Origin of the sequence: Curtobacterium sp. MCLR17_058 (assembly GCF_003234705.2) — a bacterium.
In the GTDB taxonomy this organism is placed as follows: Bacteria; Actinomycetota; Actinomycetes; order Actinomycetales; family Microbacteriaceae; genus Curtobacterium; species Curtobacterium flaccumfaciens.
Window position 1 is genome coordinate 2,793,554 of sequence record NZ_CP126262.1, and the last position, 16,991, is coordinate 2,810,544.

Here is a 16,991-nt window from a genome sequence, read left to right on the forward strand (position 1 = left end):
CCTCCAGGCCCTTCCTGCCCCGGCCTGCGAAAGCGACAGATGCCCGCGGAAGGTTCGCAGGGTTCTGTCGCTTTCGCGGGAGTGAGCACGACCAGCGCCGAGGAGAGTCGCTTTCGCGAGGCGTTCGCCCCACCGCGTCAGCGCACGAACGCCGTCCGGGCGAACCGCTCGTCGGTCGCCTCGAGCACCCGCAGCACGTTGCCACCGGCCAGCGCCCGCAGGTCCGACTCGCCCCACCCGCGTCGGACGAGCTCCGCCGCGAGCGCCGGGTACCGCGACACGTCCCGCAGGTCCGGCGGCAGCACCGGGGTGCCGTCGTAGTCGCCGCCGAGGCCCAGGTGCGCCACACCGGCGACGTCGCGGGCGTGCTCGACGTGGTCGGCGACGTCCGACACCGTGACCAGGGGCGGTTCGCCGGCCATGCCCGACTCCTCCCAGTCCGCCCACGCCCGCGACACGAACTTCGGCACGAAGGTGATCATCACGACGCCGCCGTTGTCGGCCAACCGGGCGAGCACGTCGTCGGGCACGTTCCGCGGGTGGTCGTCGATCGCGACGGTCGACGAGTGGCTGAACACGACGGGCCGGGTCGCCACGTCGAGGGTGTCCCGCATGGTTTCCGGGGCGGTGTGGGACAGGTCGACGAGCATGCCGATCCGCTCCATCTCGGCGACGATCTGCCGCCCGCGGTCGGTCAGGCCGCCGTGCGCCCGCTCCCCGGTCGCGGAGTCGGCCCAGGGGGTGTCGTCGTTGTGGGTGAGCGTCATGTAGCGGACGCCCAGCCGGGCCAGGGTGCGGAGGACCGCGAGGTCGTCACCGATCGAGTGCCCGCCCTCGGCGCCCAGCAGCGACGCAATCCGGCCGGAGTCGACGGCGGCACGGACCTCGGCGGCGGTGCGGGTGAGCGCGAGGTCGTCGGGGTAGCGCTCGATGATCCGGTGTGCGAGGTCGACCTGCTGCAGCGTCGTCGTGACGGGGTCCGGGTCGTCCGCGGGCACGAACACCGACCAGAACTGCCCGACGACGCCGCCGGCGCGGAGCTTCGGGATGTCGGTGTGCAGCGAGTCGGTCTCGGTGTCGATGCCCTCGACGCCGGAGTCGTGGCTGTCACGGCGCTCCCAGGGCAGGTCGTTGTGGCCGTCGATGACCGGGAACGGGAGCGCGTCGAACGTCATCCCCCGACGCTACCGCCCGCGCCGTCGTGGCTAGGCTCGAACCGTGCAGCCCGTCACCCTCCGCACCGAGCGACTGGTGCTCTCGGTCCCCGAGCTCGGCGACGCCGACGACGACCGGTCCGCCCCGATGGTCTGGCCGACGTCGTGACCGTCTCGTTCCGGGTCGTGACGGACCTGCCGGTTCCGCCGGAGCGCGCCTTCGCGCTGTCGCTCGACATCGGCGCGCACGAGCGATCGATGGCCGCGACCGACGAACGCGCCGTCGCCGGCACGACGGCCGGCACGATCGGCCTGGGCGAGTCCGTCACCTGGCGTGCGCGGCACTTCGGGATCGTGTGGCGGATGACGAGCCGGATCACCGCCCTGGAGGCACCCCACTGGTTCGTCGACGAACAGGTGCGTGGGCCGTTCGCCCGGTTCCACCACGAGCACCGCTTCGAGCCGTCGGCCGGCGGCACGCGCATGGTCGACACCATCACGTTCCGGGCACCGCTCGGCCCGCTGGGCCGCCTGGCCGAGCTGCTCGCGCTGGCCCGGTACATGCCGCGGCTCATCGCCGACCGCAATGCCTCGCTCGCCGCCGAACTGCGTGCCGAGGAGCGCGCCGGATCGGACGGCGATCAGGGCGCGGCGAGCTCCCCGAGCGCGTCGTAGGCGGTGGCGACGGCGTCGACCCGCACCCGGCCACCCGGGCCCGAGGCGTCGTAGACGTCGTTCGTGATCGCGGCGACGACGGCGAACAGCGCGGCCATCGAGTCGAACGCCGACGGTGAGTCGACCGGGCAGAGGATCGCGGTGGCGGCGGGAGCGGCGATGACCGCGGCCGTCGGGTCGCCGAGGACGATGACGTCCGCCCCGGAGTCGACGCAGTGCCGGACGATCCGTTCGACCCCGGCGGTGTGCCGACGCACGGTCACCAGGATCACGAGGTCGTGCCGGTCGAGGTCGGCGACCTCTTCGCCGAGTCGCTGCCCGGGCGACGGCCCGACCCGGACGTCGGACCGCACCTGCGCCAGCTGGGACCGCAGTTGCAGCGCGATCGGGTACGCGCCGCGTTCCCCGAGGACGAGCACGCGGCGGGCCCGGACGATCCGACGGGCCAGTCGCGGGCGGTCCGCGCGGCCGAGGGATGCGAAGGCCGCGTCGAGGTTCCGCGCCTCGACCGCGCGCTGGTCGACGTGGGCGGCGTCCTCGGCGACCCACGGCAGGCCGGAACCCCGTGCGGACATCAGGTTCTGCCGGACCTCGGCGGCGTCCTGGAACCCGAGCGACCGCACGAGTCGCGAGACCGTGGCCTTCGAGGTGCCGGACTCGGCCGCGAGTTCGGCGGAGGTGCCGACGAGCAGGAGTTCCGGGTCGTGGCGGACCATGGCGGCGACCCGTCGTTCGGCGGGCGAGAGCTGTTCCCAGACGGAGTCGATCCGGGCGCGGACGTCGGGGCCGGCGGTGCTCATGCGCGGGCCACCCGGTCGACGGCGACGGCCAGGGCGTCGAGGCCGAGGGCGATGTCCGGCGTCGACACGAACTCGTCCGGGTGGTGGCTGATGCCGTCGGGGTTGCGGAGGAACAGCATCGCCACGTCGGTCACGAGCCCGAGCGACATCGCGTCGTGGCCGGCTCGTGAGAACAGCTCCATGGGCGCGGTCTCGCCCGTCGACACGATCCCGGCGCGGACGGCATCCATCAGCCGGGGCGAGCAGAACACCGCGGGCGCACGGTGCACCTCGGTCGGGGTGACGCTCACCCCGCGCCGTTCACCGATGAGCGTGAAGGCCTTGGTGAGTTCGTCCCAGACCTCGTCGCGCTCGTCGTCGAACTCGCCGCGCAGGTCGACGGAGAACCGTGCGAGCCCGGGGACGACGTTGACGGCTCCGGGTTCGACGGTCATCGTGCCGACGGTGCCGACCTGGTGCGATGCCCGGCAGATCCGTTCCACCGCGAGCGCGGCCTCGGCAGCGGCGAGCAGCGCGTCGTGCCGGCGCTCGTAGGGGGTGCCACCGGCGTGCCGGGCCTCTCCCACGGCCTCGACCGAGAACCGGCGGGCACTCGCGATGCTCGTGACGACCCCGAGGGCCTGCCCGGCCTGTTCGAGGTGCGGCCCCTGCTCGATGTGCGCCTCGAGGTAGCCGACCACCGACGCCGGGTCGACCGCGGCGTCGCCGACGCGCTCCGGGTCGAGGCCGAAGTCGGTGAAGGCCTGTCGGAGCGTGACGCCGTCACCGTCGGTCAGGTCCCACCAGGCGTCGTCCCAGACCCCGGCCACCGCGGACGACCCGAGCAGGGCCTTGCCGAAGCGCGTGCCCTCTTCGTCGGAGAACGCAATGACCTCGAGCGCGACGGGCAGCGGACCGTCGGCGGTGAGCCGGGCGACCGTGCGGATCGCCATGAGCACCCCGACGACGCCGTCGTACCGGCCGGCGTCCACCACGGTGTCCAGGTGCGAGCCGAGCAGCAGCACGGGGGCGTCGGGCGTCGCGCCCGCGGCCCGGCCGTGCAGGTTGCCGGCGGCGTCCTGCCAGGTTGACAGTCCGGCGTCCTGCATCCAGCCCGCGACGAGGGCGTTCGCCCTGGCGTGCTCGGGTGACAGGTAGACGCGGGTGATGCGGCCCGGTTCGGCGGTGAGGGCGGCGAGCTCGTCGCACCAGCGGGCGACGAGTTCGGCGTCCGCGGTGCCCACGGCGGTGGCGTTCAGGACGGGCACGGCGCTCACGCGAGCACCTCCGCCCCGGCGGGAGCGACCGCGGCGGTGTCGTCACGGAAGACGTCGAGGGCGGCATCGACACCGCCGCCGTGCGGGACCGCGTGCCCGGCCCGGCGCAGGGTGTGCTCGAGCGCGGCCAGGGTCGTGACCACGGTGTCCTTCCGGGCGTTGTAGCCCATGGTGCCGATGCGCCAGACCCGTCCGTGCAGCGGCCCGAACGAGGTGCCGATCTCGATTCCGTGGTCGTCGAGCATCGCGCCGCGGACCTGGTCGCCGCCGACGTCGGACGGGATCTCGACGGCGACGACGTTGTGCATCTTGTGGGCGACGTCACCGAAGACCCGGAGTCCGAGGGCCTGCACCCCGGCGAGCATCGCGCGCCCGGCTGTCTCGTGGCGGGCGACGACGGCGTCGCGGCCTTCCTCGAGCAGGATGCGGGCGCACTCGTGCGCGGCGTAGAGCATCGAAGCGGCCTCGGTGTGGTGGTTCAGGCGGCGGGGACCCCAGTAGTCGAGGATCATCGCGAGGTCGAGGTAGTTCGAGCGGATCGGTTCGTCGGCGACGTCGTCACCGGGTTCGCGGATGCCGGCCTCGACGCTCCGCCGCTCGTCGAGCACGGCCACGGCCTTCGGCGACAGCGTGACGGGCGCACTGCCGGACGGGCCGCCGAGGCACTTCTGCAGCCCGGCGCTCACGGCGTCGATCCCCCAGGCGTCGACCTCGAGCGGGTTGCCGCCGACCGTCGCGGTGGCGTCGGTGTAGAGCAGGACGCCGTACCGCTCGCAGATCGCACCGAGTTCGTCGAGCGGCTGGTTCATCGTGGTCGAGGTGTCGCCCTGCACGACCGCCAGCACCTTCGGCCGGACGCGGGCGATCGCCGACTCGATGGCGGACGGCGTGAAGACCTGACCCCAGTCGGTCTCGATGGTGTGGACCTCGGCCCCGGCACGGCCGGCGATCTCGGCGAGCAGGTGCCCGAACCGACCGAACACCGGCACGAGCACGCGGTCACCCGGGGCGAGCAGTGACACCAGCACCGCTTCGATCCCCGCGCGCGAGGTGCCGTCCACGAGCAGCGTCGCATCGTTGCGGGTGCCGAACACGCGGCGGTAGAGCGCCTGCGTCTCGTTCATCGTCGAGGTCATCCAGGGGTCGTACTGGCCGACGAGCGGCGTCGACAGGGCACGGAGCACGCGCGGGTCGGCGTCGATCGGGCCGGGCCCCATGAGGAGACGGGCGGGTGGGTTCACTGGGAGCATGGTGGTTCCTTCCGTTCCTGATCCGACGATACCGGAACGATCGTTACAGGGGTGTTTCCGCCGCGAGCACGGGTCGTCCGGCCAGCTGCCCCTCGACGCCGACCACGCCCCCGTCCGCCGTGGCGATGCGACGGCCGCGGAGCCAGGTCTCGGTGACGCTGCCACGCACGCGGAGCCCGTCGAACGCGGACACCGGGTTGCGGTGCTCGAGCCCGGCGACGTCGACGACCGACTCGGCGGACGGGTCGAACACAACGAAGTGCGCCAGGGCACCGGGAGCGATCACCCCGCGGTCGCGCAGCCCGACCAGGGCGGCCGGACCGGTCGTGAACAGCGGGAGCAGCGCCTCGAGCGGGATCCCGCGACGCTCGGCCTCGGTCCACACCGCCCGGAACCCGACCTGCAGGCCGGCGACCCCGCCCCAGGCGAGGCCCCAGTCATCGGTCTTCAGGTCGGCGGTGGAGGGCGAGTGGTCCGACACGACGAGGTCGATCGTGCCGTCGAGCACGCCGGCCCACAGCGCGTCACGGTTGGCGTCGTCGCGGATCGGCGGGCAGCACTTGTAGGCGGTCGCGCCGTCCGGGATCGTGCCCGCCTCGAACGACAGGTAGTGCGGGCACGTCTCGACCGTGATCCGGACGCCGTCCTCCTTCGCCGCGCGGAGCATCGGCAGCGCGCCCGCGTCGGACAGGTGCAGCACGTGTACCCGCGCACCGGTCGCCCGCGCGCCGTCGATGACCTGCGCGATCGCGGACCGTTCGGCGGCGACGGGCCGGGTGGCCAGGAAGTCGGCGTACCGGCCGCCGAGCGCCTGGTGCGGCACGAGGTGTTCCGGGTCCTCGGCGTGCACGATCAGCAGCGCGTCGATCCGGGCGACCTCGGCGATCGCGACGCGGAGCTGCTCGGGGTCGAGGTGCGGGAACTCGTCGACACCGCTCGGCGCCGTGAAGCACTTGAACCCGAAGACGCCAGCGTCGTGCAGGGCGTCGAGCGAGCCGAGACCCGCGGGGACCGCGCCGCCCCAGAACCCGACGTCGACCGCGACCCGACCCTCGGCACTCGCACGCTTGACGGCGAGCGCCTCGACCGTGGTGGTCGCGGGGATGGAGTTGAGCGGCATGTCCACGATCGTGGTGACCCCGCCCATCGCGGCGGCCCGGGTCGCGGACGCGAAGCCCTCCCACTCGGTGCGGCCGGGTTCGTTGACGTGCACGTGGGTGTCGACGAGCCCGGGGAGCAGCACCTGCCCGTCCGGCACGGTGTGGTCCTGCACGGCGTCGACGACCGCGTCGACGGGCAGGACGCCGGTGACCCGGCCGTCGTGGACGACGACCGCAGCTGGACGGAACGTGCCGTCGACCCAAGCTCGCTGCGCGCGGACGACCAGGTCTGCCGTGCCGCCCGCCGGGAGGCCCGTCACGCGCCCGCTCCGGCCGTCACGACCGTCGCCGGGTGGTGTTCGAAGCCCGCCAGCAGCCCCGACATCGCCTTCACCGGCGGCAGGGCGTACTCGCCGCGCTTGCCGGTGGACAACCCGAGCCGGACGAGCGACTCCGCCAGGACCGTGGCGGCCGCGACGCCGTCGACGACCGGTGCCCCGATGGCCAGCGAGACCTCGGCGCAGAAGTCGGCCATGCCCGCGCACCCGAGCACGACGACATCGGCTCCGCCGTCGATGACCGCTCGGCACTCCTCGATCACGAGCGCCCGTGCACTGGACTCGGGATCGTCGAGTTCGAGCACCGGGACCTCGCACGCCCGGATCTCCGTGACGAGCGGGGCGAAGCCGTAGCGCTGGGCGAGCTCGTGGGCGCGGCCGGTGGTCCGCGCCAGGGTGGTGACGACGCCGAACCGCCGGCCGAGCAGCGCGGCGGCGTGGAACCCGGCCTCGGCGATCCCGATCACCGGCACCGTCGCGAGCTCCCGCGCGGCGTCGAGCCCCGGGTCCCCGAAGCAGGCGACGACGAAGGCGTCCACCCCGTCCTGCTCACCGCGGGCGATCTGCTCGAGTAGCCCGGGCACGGCCAGGGCTTCTTCGTAGTGGCTCTCGATCGAGGCCGGCCCCATCGAGGGTTCGACCGCTTCGACCAGCGTGCCGGGGGCCGCGGCGGCCTGGGCCGCGACGCCGATCGCCCGTGTCATCGACGCGGTGGTGTTGGGGTTGACGACGCGGATGCGCATCGGGGTCCTTCCGGTGGAGCGAGTGGAGCGGTGGAACCGGTGGTGCTGGGTGGTGCTGGGTGGTGACCATCGTGGCGGGGGCGGGGCGGGCCTCCCGGCCGTGGTGCGGATCTGTGGACGACCGAGCGCCGCGACCCGCCCTGTGGAGGACGGGCCGCGACGCCGGCGGTCAGGCGCGACCGACGGCCGCGCCGTCGTCGACCGAGGGGTCGTCCGCGTCGAGCACGGGCATGCTCGGCCGGACACGCTCGAGCGCCCAGAAGACGACGAGGCCCAGTCCGCACCCGATGAACCAGCTGTAGCTCGCCAGCCACGGCAGCACGCCGAGTGCCGGGGGCAGGACCGCGCTCGCCACCGAGATCGCGCCGGTGACCACGAGGGTCCAGATGGCGTTCGGGTTGAACCCGCCGCGGTACCAGTACCGGGCGGTACGGCTCGTGGAGTACATGTCGTCGATCGCGATGCGCTGCTTGCCGACGATGTAGTAGCCCGCGATGAGGATGCCGAACAGCGGGCCGATCAGCGCACCGAGCACCCCGAGCGTGTACAGGATCGCCTGGTCGTTGCCGTACCAGTTCCACGGGGTGAGGAGCACGGAGCCGACCGCGGCGATCATGCCACCGGCCCGCCACGAGATCTTCCGGGGTGCCACGTTCGAGAAGTCGAACGCGGGGCTGATGAAGTTCGCCACGATGTTGATGCCGACGGTCGCCGTGACGAAGGTCAGGCCACCGAGCAGGATCGCGAAGGGTGCTCCGATGGCCTGCACGGTCTCGATCGGGTCGGTGATGAGCTTGCCGAACACCGGCACCGTCGCACTGGCGCAGAGGACCGTCAGGACCGAGAAGAACAGGAAGTTGATCGGCAGACCCCAGAAGTTGCCGCGCTTGACCGCACGGAACGACCGGCCGTAGCGCGAGAAGTCACCGAAGTTCAGCATCGGGCCGGAGAAGTAGCTGACCACCAGGGCGACCGCGGACAGCATCACCGGGATCGACGCCCCGAACGACAGCGGCTCGCCGGCCGACAGGGTGAACGAGATGTTGCCGATGCCCGCCTGGCTGACCAGGTAGACCGCGAGCACGATCATCACCACGTAGACCGCCGGTCCGGCCCAGTCGATGAACCGCTTGATGGCCTCCATGCCCATCCAGAACAGCGCGCCCTGCGCCACCCAGAGGATCGCGTACGAGATCCACCCCAGGGCCGACAGCCCGAGGAACGAGTGGTCGAGCAGCCCCGCGGACGCCGGGATGAACTTGAGGAAGATGATGTTCAGCGACTGGGCGGCGAGGAAGGTCTGCACGCCGTACCAGGCCATCGCGATGAGGCCGCGGATGATGGCGGGGACGTTCGCGCCGAGCACCCCGAACACCGCGCGGTTGATCACCGGGTACGGCACACCGGTGCGCTGCGACGGCTTGGCGATCAGGTTGGCGAAGACCTGCACGATGAGGATGCCGACCACCAGGGCGATGAGCACCTGCCAGCTCGCGATGCCGAGGGCGAAGAGCGACCCGGCGGTGACGTAGCCGCCGACGGAGTGCACGTCGGACATCCAGAACGCGAAGAAGTTGTAGCTCGTCCAGCGCTGCTCGCGCAGCGGGGCGAGGTCCTCGTTCGTGAGCGCCGGGTCGTACCCGGGCTTGACGACACCGGCACCCGCTGGTGCGGGAGCGGCGGTCGTGGTGGGGGCGTGGGGCGCGGCGACTGGTGTCGCGATGTCGGTAGCCATGGCGTCCTCCGAGGGAGTGGGAAGCGGGGCGGTGCGTGCTTGAGCACGAAGCTACGGAGCGACTTCGCCCCCGCCGTTTCCCTCGTGTAACGGTCGCGTGTCCCGCACCCCGTCCTGGAACGACCGTTCCGGGACGGTGGTCGAGACCGGCGCCGACCGCGCCCGGTGCCGCGCGCGGAGCCGCGGTGCGGCTTGCCGCATCGATGGGCACCGACCCCGCACGGACCTCGCCCCGACCCGAGCCGCGGGGACCGCCGGTGGTACGAATCGACCATGAGCAGGGGAATCAGGATCGACCACGTGGGCGTCACGGTGCCGGACATCGACGCAGCCACGCAGTTCTTCGAGGCGGCGTTCGACGCCGTCGTCCTGTACGACATGCGGCGTCGTGACGAGACGCCGAACAGCAGTTCCGAGGCGCACGGCTACCTCGGCATCCCGAGCACCATGGCGCAGGGAGCCATGCGGATGCTCGCGCTGCCGGAGGGGCCGGGGCTCGAGCTGTTCGAGTACCTGGGGCCCGAGCAGCGGAACGCCGCACACCCGTCCGACCTGGGGTGGCAGCACCTGGCGATGTACGCCGATGACCTGGACGAGACGCTCGCCCGGGTCGAGTCAGCCGGCGGTACCCGGAACTCCGACCCGCGCGACCTGCGTGGTGACGAGGCGGGGGCCGGTAACCGGTTCGTCTACACGCGCACGCCGTGGGGGTCGACACTCGAGCTCGTCAGCTACCCGACGCCGCAGCCGTACCTGGTGTACGCGCCGCGGCCGAAGTGGGCGCCGTGGCCGATGCCCGACGACGTCTACCCGGTGCCGGCACCCGCCGTGCACTGACGACCGACCGCCGCACCGACCGACCAACACACCGACCGACAGACCGTCCTCTCAGTGGCGGGGCACCTGCCCCGTCCGCCGTACGGCCCGTTCGAGCAGTTCGACGTCGATCCCGACGTGCTGCCGGGCGATCACGCCCGCCTCGGGTGCCCGCCCCGAACACACCGCGTCCACCAGCAGTTCGTGCTCGTGGAGCGCGCGGGTCTCCATCTCCGCCATGCCCTCGGCCGTGCCCCACAGGTGCGCCGGGGCGGCGATGGAGATCTGCGCCTCCAACCCGGCGAGCGCCGTCCGCAGGGCGTCGTTCCGCGCGGCGTCGATGATCGTCCGGTGCAGCACGGCGTCGGCCTGCTGCTTCTCGAGCCCCGAGGTGGCGTCGCGGAACACCTCGAGCCGTGCACGGATCAGGGCGGCGTCGTCCGGGGTGACCCGTTCCGCGGCGGCCGTCGCGAGCGCCCCGTGCAGGAGCGCGATGGCGTCGGCGGTGTCCTGGATCGCCTCCCACCGGGCGAGCAGCACCCGCCCGACGGCGTCCGAAGAGTTGTCCGGCCACTCGGTGCGGACGAACGTGCCGCCGCCCCGGCCTCGACGGGTCTCGAGCAGCCCCCGTTCGACGAGCCGCGCGATCGCACCGCGCACGGTGACCCGGGCGACGCCGAGCAGGCCGGCCAGTTCGCGTTCCGGCGGCAGGTTCGCGCCGGGCAGGTACTCACCCACGGCGACGGCGGTCACGAGGCGGTCCTCGACCTCGTCGACGCGCGTCTCGGTCGCACGATCGGACACACGGACCCCCTTCGCGGTGTTACGACCACGTTAAGGCAGCAGAAAAGGTATTGCGTGGGACCTTTTTCCGCTCCATGCTGACCCCCATGTCCAGCATCACCGAATCCACGATGCCGTTCCGCGACGGCGAGACCTGGTACCGAGTCACCACGCCCGACACCCCGGTCGCGGGCGCGCTGCCCCTCGTCGTCCTGCACGGCGGGCCCGGCATGGCCCACGACTACCTCCGGAACCTCGCGGCCCTGGCCGACGAGACCGGCCGGACCGTCGTCCACCACGACCAGTTCGGCTGCGGCCGGAGCAGCCACCGCCCGGACGCGCCGGTCGACACCTGGCAGCCGCAGCTGTTCGTCGACGAGTACGCCGCCCTGGTCGAGCACCTCGGGCTCGGCGACCACCACGTGCTCGGGCAGTCGTGGGGCGGCATGCTCGGCGCCGAGATCGCGGTGCAGCAGCCCGCGGGGCTCCGGTCGCTGGCGATCTGCAACTCCCCCGCGTCGATGCAGCTCTGGGTCGACGGCGCCGCCGAGCTCCGCGCGCAGCTGCCCGCCGACGTGCAGGACGCCCTGACCCGGCACGAGACGGCCGGCACCGTCGACGACCCCGAGTACCTGGCGGCGACGCAGGTCTTCTACGAGCGGCACGTCTGCCGCGTGGTCCCGATGCCGCAGGACTTCGTCGACTCCGAGGAGCAGATGGAGCGCGAGCCGACGGTCTACCACACGATGAACGGCCCGAACGAGTTCCACGTCATCGGCACGATGCGCGACTGGACCATCGTCGACCGGCTCGACCGCGTCGCCGTGCCGACGCTCGTCGTCGCCGGCGAGCACGACGAGGCCACGCCCGCCACGTGGGCGCCGTTCGTCGAGCGGATCGCCGACGTCCAGCAGCATGTCTTCCCCGGCGCGAGCCACTGCTCGCACCTGGAACAGCCGGCGGAGTTCCGCCGGGTCGTCGCGGCCTTCCTGGCCGCGCACGACGACGCCTGACCCGGCCACCTTCGGTCTGGAGGCGCGGGACGGGCCCGCCCCGCGCCTCCAGGCAAGCAGTCCCCACCCCCACCGCCGCACCCGTCCCTCCACCCGAAACGGAACCCGACATGTCGCAGCAGCACAGCGAGCTCTCCGCACAGCAGCAGCTCGAGGCCTACGGCTACAAGCAGGAGCTCAAGCGCTCCGTCTCCACCACCGACCTGCTCATCTACGGCCTGGTCTTCATGGTCCCGATCGCCCCCTGGGCGATCTTCGGGACCGTCTACAACGCCTCCAGCGGCATGGTGCCGCTGGTGTACCTCGTCGGCCTCGTCGCGATGATCTTCACCGCCCTGGCCTACGCGCAGATGGCGAAGTCGATCCCCCTCGCCGGCAGCGTGTTCTCGTACGTCGGCCGCGGCATCCACCCCACCGCCGGGTTCTTCGCCGGCTGGGCGATCCTGCTCGACTACCTGCTCGTCCCGACGCTGCTCTACGTGTTCGCCGCGGAGAGCATGGTCGGCATCTTCCCGGGCACGCCCCGCTGGCTGTGGGCACTCGTGTTCGTCGCGATCAACACCGTCATCAACCTGGCCGGGGTGTCCTCGCTCAAGCTCGCGAACCGCATCTTCCTGCTCATCGAGCTCGTCTTCGTCGCGATCTTCGTCGTCATCGCGATCGTCGCGCTGACCGGTGGCACGATCCCCGACGCGTCCTTCGGCACCGAGCAGATCTGGGACCCGGCCAAGGTGTCGGCGCCGCTCATCGCCTCGGCCCTGTCGATCGCGGTGCTGAGCTTCCTGGGCTTCGACGGCATCTCGACGCTGTCCGAGGAGTCCACCGGCCGTCGTGGCGGAGCCGGCACGGCGATGATCCTGGCGCTCGTCATCGTGGCGTTCCTGTTCATCCTGCAGACCTGGCTCGCATCCGCCCTGGCCGCGGGGCGGGACTCGTTCTCGGACAGCGAGGCCGGCAACGCCTTCTTCACCATCGTCGAGCAGGCCTCGTCGAGCGGGTGGGCCACCGCGTTCTTCGCCGTCAACGTGCTCGCCGTCGGCATCGCGAACGCCATGGCCGCGCAGGCCGCGACGAGCCGCCTGCTCTTCTCGATGAGCCGCGACCGTCAGCTGCCCGCGTTCCTGCACAAGCTCAACGGGCGCCAGGTGCCGCAGAACGCGATCATCGTCGTCTCGGTGCTCTCCGCGATCCTGGTGCTCTTCTTCGTCGGGCAGATCGACACGATCTCGTCGCTCGTGAACTTCGGCGCGCTCTTCGGCTTCATGCTCCTGCACGTGTCCGTCTTCGTGCACCACGTCGTCAAGGGGAAGTCGCGCAACTGGCTGCTGCACCTGGTCGTGCCGCTGGTCGGGTTCCTGATCATCGGGTACGTCCTGCTCAACGCCGCGGTCGAGGCGAAGGTCGGCGGGATCATCTGGCTGATCGTCGGCGCGGCCGTGTTCCTGTACTACCGACGCACCGGCCGCTCCACCGAGGTGGGCTCCGAAGCAGAACCGACGACGGAGGACGCACGATGACCCCGGACCACTTCCTGCCGAACACCCTCGGCCGCCCCGGGTTCTCGGCCGACCGGGAGCCCGTGCTGCGGGTCCGCCCCGGCACCGGCGAGACCATCGGCTTCGAGACCACCGACGCCGTCTACGCCGAACTCGACCAGCACCACGACATGGCGCAGCTGCAGGCAACGATCAACCCGGTGACCGGCCCGGTGTTCGTCGAGGGGGCGGAACCCGGCGACACCCTCGTGGTGACCATCCACGCCATCGAGCTGACCACGCACGGCTGGTCGGTGTCCCTGCCCGGCTCCGGGGCCCTGCAGCACGTGATGGGCGACCGGGTCTTCGCCCGCCGCTGCCCGATCTCGGACGACATGGTGCAGGTGTCCGACCGGCACCGGTTCCCCGTCCGGCCGATGATCGGGTGCATCGGGACGGCCCCGGCCGAGGGCGAGAACTCGACGATCATGCCGGCCTACCCGGAGGGCGGCAACATGGACGTCACCGAGGCCCGCCCCGGCTCGACCGTCTCACTGCCTGTCCGGGTCCCCGGTGCGCTGCTGTCGATCGGCGACATCCACGCGCTCATGGCCGAGGGCGAGTCGTCGTTCGTCGCCATCGAGGCCCAGGGCACCGCGATCGTCTCCGTCGACCTGGTCAAGGGCGGCCCGGTGCTCCGCGCACCCCGCATCGAGACCGCCGACGACTGGCTGTTCGTCGGCCTCGGCGACCCCGTGCAGGAGAGCGTCCGGCGCGGGTACGAGGACGCCTTCGCGTTCCTCGTCGACGAGCACGGCTGGACCCCCGAGGACGCCTACGCGGTACTCAGCGCGGTCGGTGACTCGAAGCTCGGCGGGCCGACCGGCTCCACCGCCCCGGACCCGTTGCACCCCTTCGCCGCCGTCGGTGCGGTCACCCTGCACCGGGTGCCGAAGGCGGTGCTGTGAGGGTTCGCTGATGCGGGTTCCCGGTACGAGGGTCGTGCCGGGAACCTGCACAGGCATGTGCACGATGATGGGGCGCATGCACGACACCATCCGCTACGTCGCGATCGGCGACAGCTTCTCGGAGGGCATCGGCGACGCCGGACCCGCTCCGTTCCCCGGCTGGACCGGACGACTCGCGAGCGCGATGGCGGGCGCCTCGGACGCCCACGTCTCGTACGCGAACCTCGCGGTGCGCGGCCGACTGCTCGCCGGGGTCCTCGACGGCCAGCTCGGGGCCGCCCTCGCGCTCGACCCGGCGCCGACCCTCATCACCTTCTGCGCCGGCGGCAACGACCTGCTGCGCCCGCGCTTCGAGGTGGACGCGCTGATCGGGCAGGTCGAGGCCGCCGCCGACCGCGTCGAGGCCACCGGGGCGCGCCTGGCGCTCCTCAGCCCGGCCGACCCGAGCGCCCGCCTGCCCCTCGGTTCCCTGATCAACCGCCGCGGTGATGCCTGGGCCGAGGCGCTCGGCACCCTCGCCCGACGCCGTCGCCTGCCGTTCGTCGACGTCTCCCGCGACCCGCACCTGCGCCGCGCGGAGTTCTGGTCGGACGACCGGCTGCACATGAACGCCACCGGGCACCAGCGCGTCGCGGACCTGGCGCTGCACGCGGTCCTGGACGGCCCCGCGCCGGTCGAACCCGCGGACCCCGGTGCCGCCCGGACCCGTCTGGGCGAGGAACTCCGCTACTACCGCGAGTACGTCCTGCCGTGGGTCCAGCGCCGGATCACCCGCACGTCGTCCGGCGACGGACGCTCGGCGACCTACCCGACGTGGACGCCGGTGCGCGGTCAGGACGCATAGCCAGCGCCAGCCAGCCGCGGCCCGCTCAGCCCGCGACGTACACGCGGGTGGTGACCCCGCTCAGCGCGTGCGCGAACTCGTCGCCCGTCGCCACGAAGCCGCCCGCCTCGTACAGCCGCACCGCCCGGTCGTTGTCGCCGAGCACGTGCAGCACCACGCGGGGGTGTCCGGCGGCCCGGGCGTCGTGCACCGCCTCGGACAGCAGCGACCGTCCGACCCCGCGGGCCTGCACCCCGGGACGCACCGCGAGCAACGACAGGTAGGCGGCGTCCGCCGGGTCCGTCGACCGACCGGTGCCCGGTGCCGTGACGAGCACGAAGCCGTCGACCGCGCCGTCCGGGCCGGGAGCCACCAGCCAGGCGACGTGCTCCGCCGCGAACTTCTGCCGCGCGCGCTCCCGCACTGCCGGGTCCTCGGAGGCACCGTCACGGGCAGCCACGGCCGCGGCCCAGAGGTCGATGCAGGTGTCGGTCTCGTCCGGGGTCGCAGGACGCACGACCACGGACGACTCGATCACCCGATCAGCCTACGACCGCCCGGCTCCCGATCCTGAACGACGCCCCACGGTGCTCGTCGGGCAGCCGGTCTCCGCGGCCGTGCAGCTTCTGGCGGAGCGACCCCGGCTCGTACTCCTCCGGGTAGGCCCCACGGGCACGGAGCTCCGGGATCACGAACTCGATGACGTCCTCCCACGTGCCCGGGGTCACCGCGTACGCCAGGTTGAAGCCGTCGACGTCGGTGAGCTCCTGGATCTCCTGCAGCCGGTCGGCGATCGTCGCTCCCCCACCGACCGCCACCGGGCCGAGCCCGCCGATCGCCGTCTGCCGCGCCAGGTCACGGATCGTCCACTTCGACCCGTCCTCCCCCGTCGCTGCCGCGATGTTCGCCGCCGCCGACTGGATCGCGTTCGACTCGACGTCACCGAGGGGCTGGTCCGGGTCCCACTGCGACAGGTCGACGCCCATCCAGCCGGAGTTGAGCACCAGCGCGCCGAGCTCCGACGCGTACGACAGGTAGTCCTCGTACTTCGCCTGGGCCAGCTCGTCGGTGGCGTCCGTGATCACGGTGAGCAGCGTGTAGACGCGGGCGGCGTACCGGTCGCGACCAGCTGCCTCCAGGGCGTCCCGGACCTTCGCGACGGTCGACGCGAGCTGCTCGACGGTCGGTGCGCCCACGAAGACCGCTTCCGCGTTCTCCGCGGCAAAGCGGATGCCGCGCGGTGACGCGCCCGCCTGGTAGATGACGGGCGTGCGCTGCACGGACGGTTCGGACAGGTGGATGCCCGGCACGTCGAAGTGCGTGCCGTGGTGCTCGATCGGGTGCACCTTCGCCGGGTCCGTGAAGACCCCGGCTTCGCGGTCGGCGACGACGGCGTCGTCCTCCCACGAGCCCTCCCAGAGCTTGTAGAGGACCTCGAGGTACTCGTCCGCCACGTCGTACCGGTCGTCGTGCGACAGCTGGTCGGTCTGGCCCATGTTCCGCGCGGCACTCGGCAGGTACCCGGTGACGACGTTCCAGCCGACCCGGCCCTTGGTCAGGTGGTCGAGCGTCGACATGCGTCGGGCGAACGGGTACGGGTGCTCGTACGCGGTGCCGGCCGTGATGCCGAAGCCCAGGTGCTCGGTCACCGATGCCATCGCCGACACGAGCAGGATCGGGTCGTTCACGGGCACCTGCGACCCGGTGCGGAGCGCGGCCTCGTTCGACCCGCCGTACACGTCGTAGGTGCCCAGGACGTCGGCGATGAAGATGCCGTCGAACGCCCCGCGCTCGAGCGTCTTCGCCAGGTCCGTCCAGTAGGTCAGGTCGCGGTAGTCCCGCGACCGGTCGCGGGGGTGCCGCCACAGTCCGGAGGACTGGTGCGCGACGCAGTTCATGTCGAACGCGTTGAAGCGGATCTGCCGGTGCTCGCTGCTGGTGGTCACGGGTCGAGACGCTACGTCGGACACCTGCGACCGTCACGGATCGTGACGAAGCGTGACGGTCGACTCCGGCACCGGCCTGGAGGCCCGCCCCGCGTCCGTCACGTCACCCGCGGCGG

Annotated in this window: 16 protein-coding genes; 6 read left to right on the forward strand and 10 right to left on the reverse strand. The window is 72.2% G+C overall.

What is annotated here, in order from left to right; genetic code table 11:
- Window positions 1-137: 137 nt before the first annotated feature.
- Window positions 138-1,175, reverse strand: coding sequence for a dipeptidase (locus DEJ11_RS13205; RefSeq protein WP_111103672.1), 1,038 nt, complete (start codon window positions 1,173-1,175; stop codon window positions 138-140).
- 144 nt (window positions 1,176-1,319) lie between these two features.
- Between DEJ11_RS13205 and DEJ11_RS13210 the strand changes: the two genes are divergently transcribed.
- On the forward strand, window positions 1,320-1,829 hold the full coding sequence (locus tag DEJ11_RS13210) for an SRPBCC family protein (RefSeq protein ID WP_111103674.1): 510 nt from the start codon (window positions 1,320-1,322) through the stop codon (window positions 1,827-1,829).
- Here the strand turns inward: DEJ11_RS13210 and DEJ11_RS13215 are convergent.
- The 6 genes from DEJ11_RS13215 to DEJ11_RS13240 all read right to left on the reverse strand — a co-directional run bounded on the left by DEJ11_RS13215 (window position 1,796) and on the right by DEJ11_RS13240 (window position 9,051).
- The gene (locus DEJ11_RS13215; protein WP_111032069.1) at window positions 1,796-2,629 is read right to left on the reverse strand and encodes a MurR/RpiR family transcriptional regulator; all 834 of its coding nucleotides are present in this window, start codon (window positions 2,627-2,629) and stop codon (window positions 1,796-1,798) included. The genes DEJ11_RS13210 and DEJ11_RS13215 overlap by 34 nt on opposite strands.
- A complete protein-coding gene (locus DEJ11_RS13220) occupies window positions 2,626-3,885 on the reverse strand; it encodes an allantoate amidohydrolase (protein ID WP_111103675.1) in 1,260 nt (419 codons plus the stop codon). Before DEJ11_RS13220 ends, DEJ11_RS13215 begins: the two co-directional genes overlap by 4 nt.
- Complete coding sequence (locus tag DEJ11_RS13225; protein WP_111103676.1) at window positions 3,882-5,135, reverse strand: pyridoxal-phosphate-dependent aminotransferase family protein; 1,254 nt, start codon at window positions 5,133-5,135, stop codon at window positions 3,882-3,884. Before DEJ11_RS13225 ends, DEJ11_RS13220 begins: the two co-directional genes overlap by 4 nt.
- A 43-nt stretch (window positions 5,136-5,178) precedes the next feature.
- Window positions 5,179-6,555 (reverse strand): allantoinase AllB, encoded by a 1,377-nt coding sequence (gene allB, locus DEJ11_RS13230; protein WP_220038327.1) that lies wholly within the window; start codon window positions 6,553-6,555, stop codon window positions 5,179-5,181.
- Window positions 6,552-7,316, reverse strand: a complete 765-nt coding sequence (locus DEJ11_RS13235) for an aspartate/glutamate racemase family protein (protein ID WP_111103677.1) — start codon at window positions 7,314-7,316, stop codon at window positions 6,552-6,554. Before DEJ11_RS13235 ends, allB begins: the two co-directional genes overlap by 4 nt.
- 169 nt (window positions 7,317-7,485) lie before the next feature.
- Complete coding sequence (locus tag DEJ11_RS13240) at window positions 7,486-9,051, reverse strand: NCS1 family nucleobase:cation symporter-1 (RefSeq protein ID WP_111103678.1); 1,566 nt, start codon at window positions 9,049-9,051, stop codon at window positions 7,486-7,488.
- Between the two features lie 273 nt (window positions 9,052-9,324).
- Here DEJ11_RS13240 and DEJ11_RS13245 point away from each other — a divergent pair, with 273 nt between their 5' ends.
- Window positions 9,325-9,888 (forward strand): VOC family protein, encoded by a 564-nt coding sequence (locus tag DEJ11_RS13245; protein ID WP_071405071.1) that lies wholly within the window; start codon window positions 9,325-9,327, stop codon window positions 9,886-9,888.
- A gap of 51 nt (window positions 9,889-9,939) precedes the next feature.
- Here the strand turns inward: DEJ11_RS13245 and DEJ11_RS13250 are convergent, their stop codons facing one another.
- Window positions 9,940-10,671, reverse strand: a complete 732-nt coding sequence (locus DEJ11_RS13250; RefSeq protein ID WP_111022162.1) for a FadR/GntR family transcriptional regulator — start codon at window positions 10,669-10,671, stop codon at window positions 9,940-9,942.
- Window positions 10,672-10,757: 86 nt separating this feature from the next.
- On the opposite strand from DEJ11_RS13250, the gene DEJ11_RS13255 reads away from it, so the two are divergent.
- From DEJ11_RS13255 to DEJ11_RS13270, 4 genes are all read left to right on the forward strand, one after another.
- Window positions 10,758-11,663 carry a proline iminopeptidase-family hydrolase gene (locus tag DEJ11_RS13255; protein ID WP_258371336.1) on the forward strand — a complete coding sequence of 302 codons (906 nt, stop codon included), beginning with the start codon at window positions 10,758-10,760 and terminating at the stop codon, window positions 11,661-11,663.
- A gap of 110 nt (window positions 11,664-11,773) precedes the next feature.
- Entirely contained in the window at window positions 11,774-13,180 is a 1,407-nt protein-coding gene (locus DEJ11_RS13260; RefSeq protein ID WP_071405068.1) for an APC family permease, read from the forward strand.
- A complete protein-coding gene (locus DEJ11_RS13265) occupies window positions 13,177-14,106 on the forward strand; it encodes an acetamidase/formamidase family protein (protein ID WP_111104971.1) in 930 nt (309 codons plus the stop codon). The genes DEJ11_RS13260 and DEJ11_RS13265 overlap by 4 nt, the downstream gene beginning before the upstream one ends.
- 76 nt (window positions 14,107-14,182) lie before the next feature.
- The gene (locus DEJ11_RS13270; RefSeq protein ID WP_258375532.1) at window positions 14,183-14,950 is read left to right on the forward strand and encodes an SGNH/GDSL hydrolase family protein; all 768 of its coding nucleotides are present in this window, start codon (window positions 14,183-14,185) and stop codon (window positions 14,948-14,950) included.
- A gap of 25 nt (window positions 14,951-14,975) precedes the next feature.
- On the opposite strand, the gene DEJ11_RS13275 is transcribed toward DEJ11_RS13270, so the two are convergent.
- Together DEJ11_RS13275 and DEJ11_RS13280 are read right to left on the reverse strand one after the other, a co-directional pair.
- Window positions 14,976-15,467 (reverse strand): GNAT family N-acetyltransferase, encoded by a 492-nt coding sequence (locus DEJ11_RS13275; protein ID WP_111104969.1) that lies wholly within the window; start codon window positions 15,465-15,467, stop codon window positions 14,976-14,978.
- 4 nt (window positions 15,468-15,471) lie between these two features.
- Window positions 15,472-16,875 carry an LLM class flavin-dependent oxidoreductase gene (locus DEJ11_RS13280; protein ID WP_071405065.1) on the reverse strand — a complete coding sequence of 468 codons (1,404 nt, stop codon included), beginning with the start codon at window positions 16,873-16,875 and terminating at the stop codon, window positions 15,472-15,474.
- Between the last annotated feature and the right edge of the window lie 116 nt (window positions 16,876-16,991).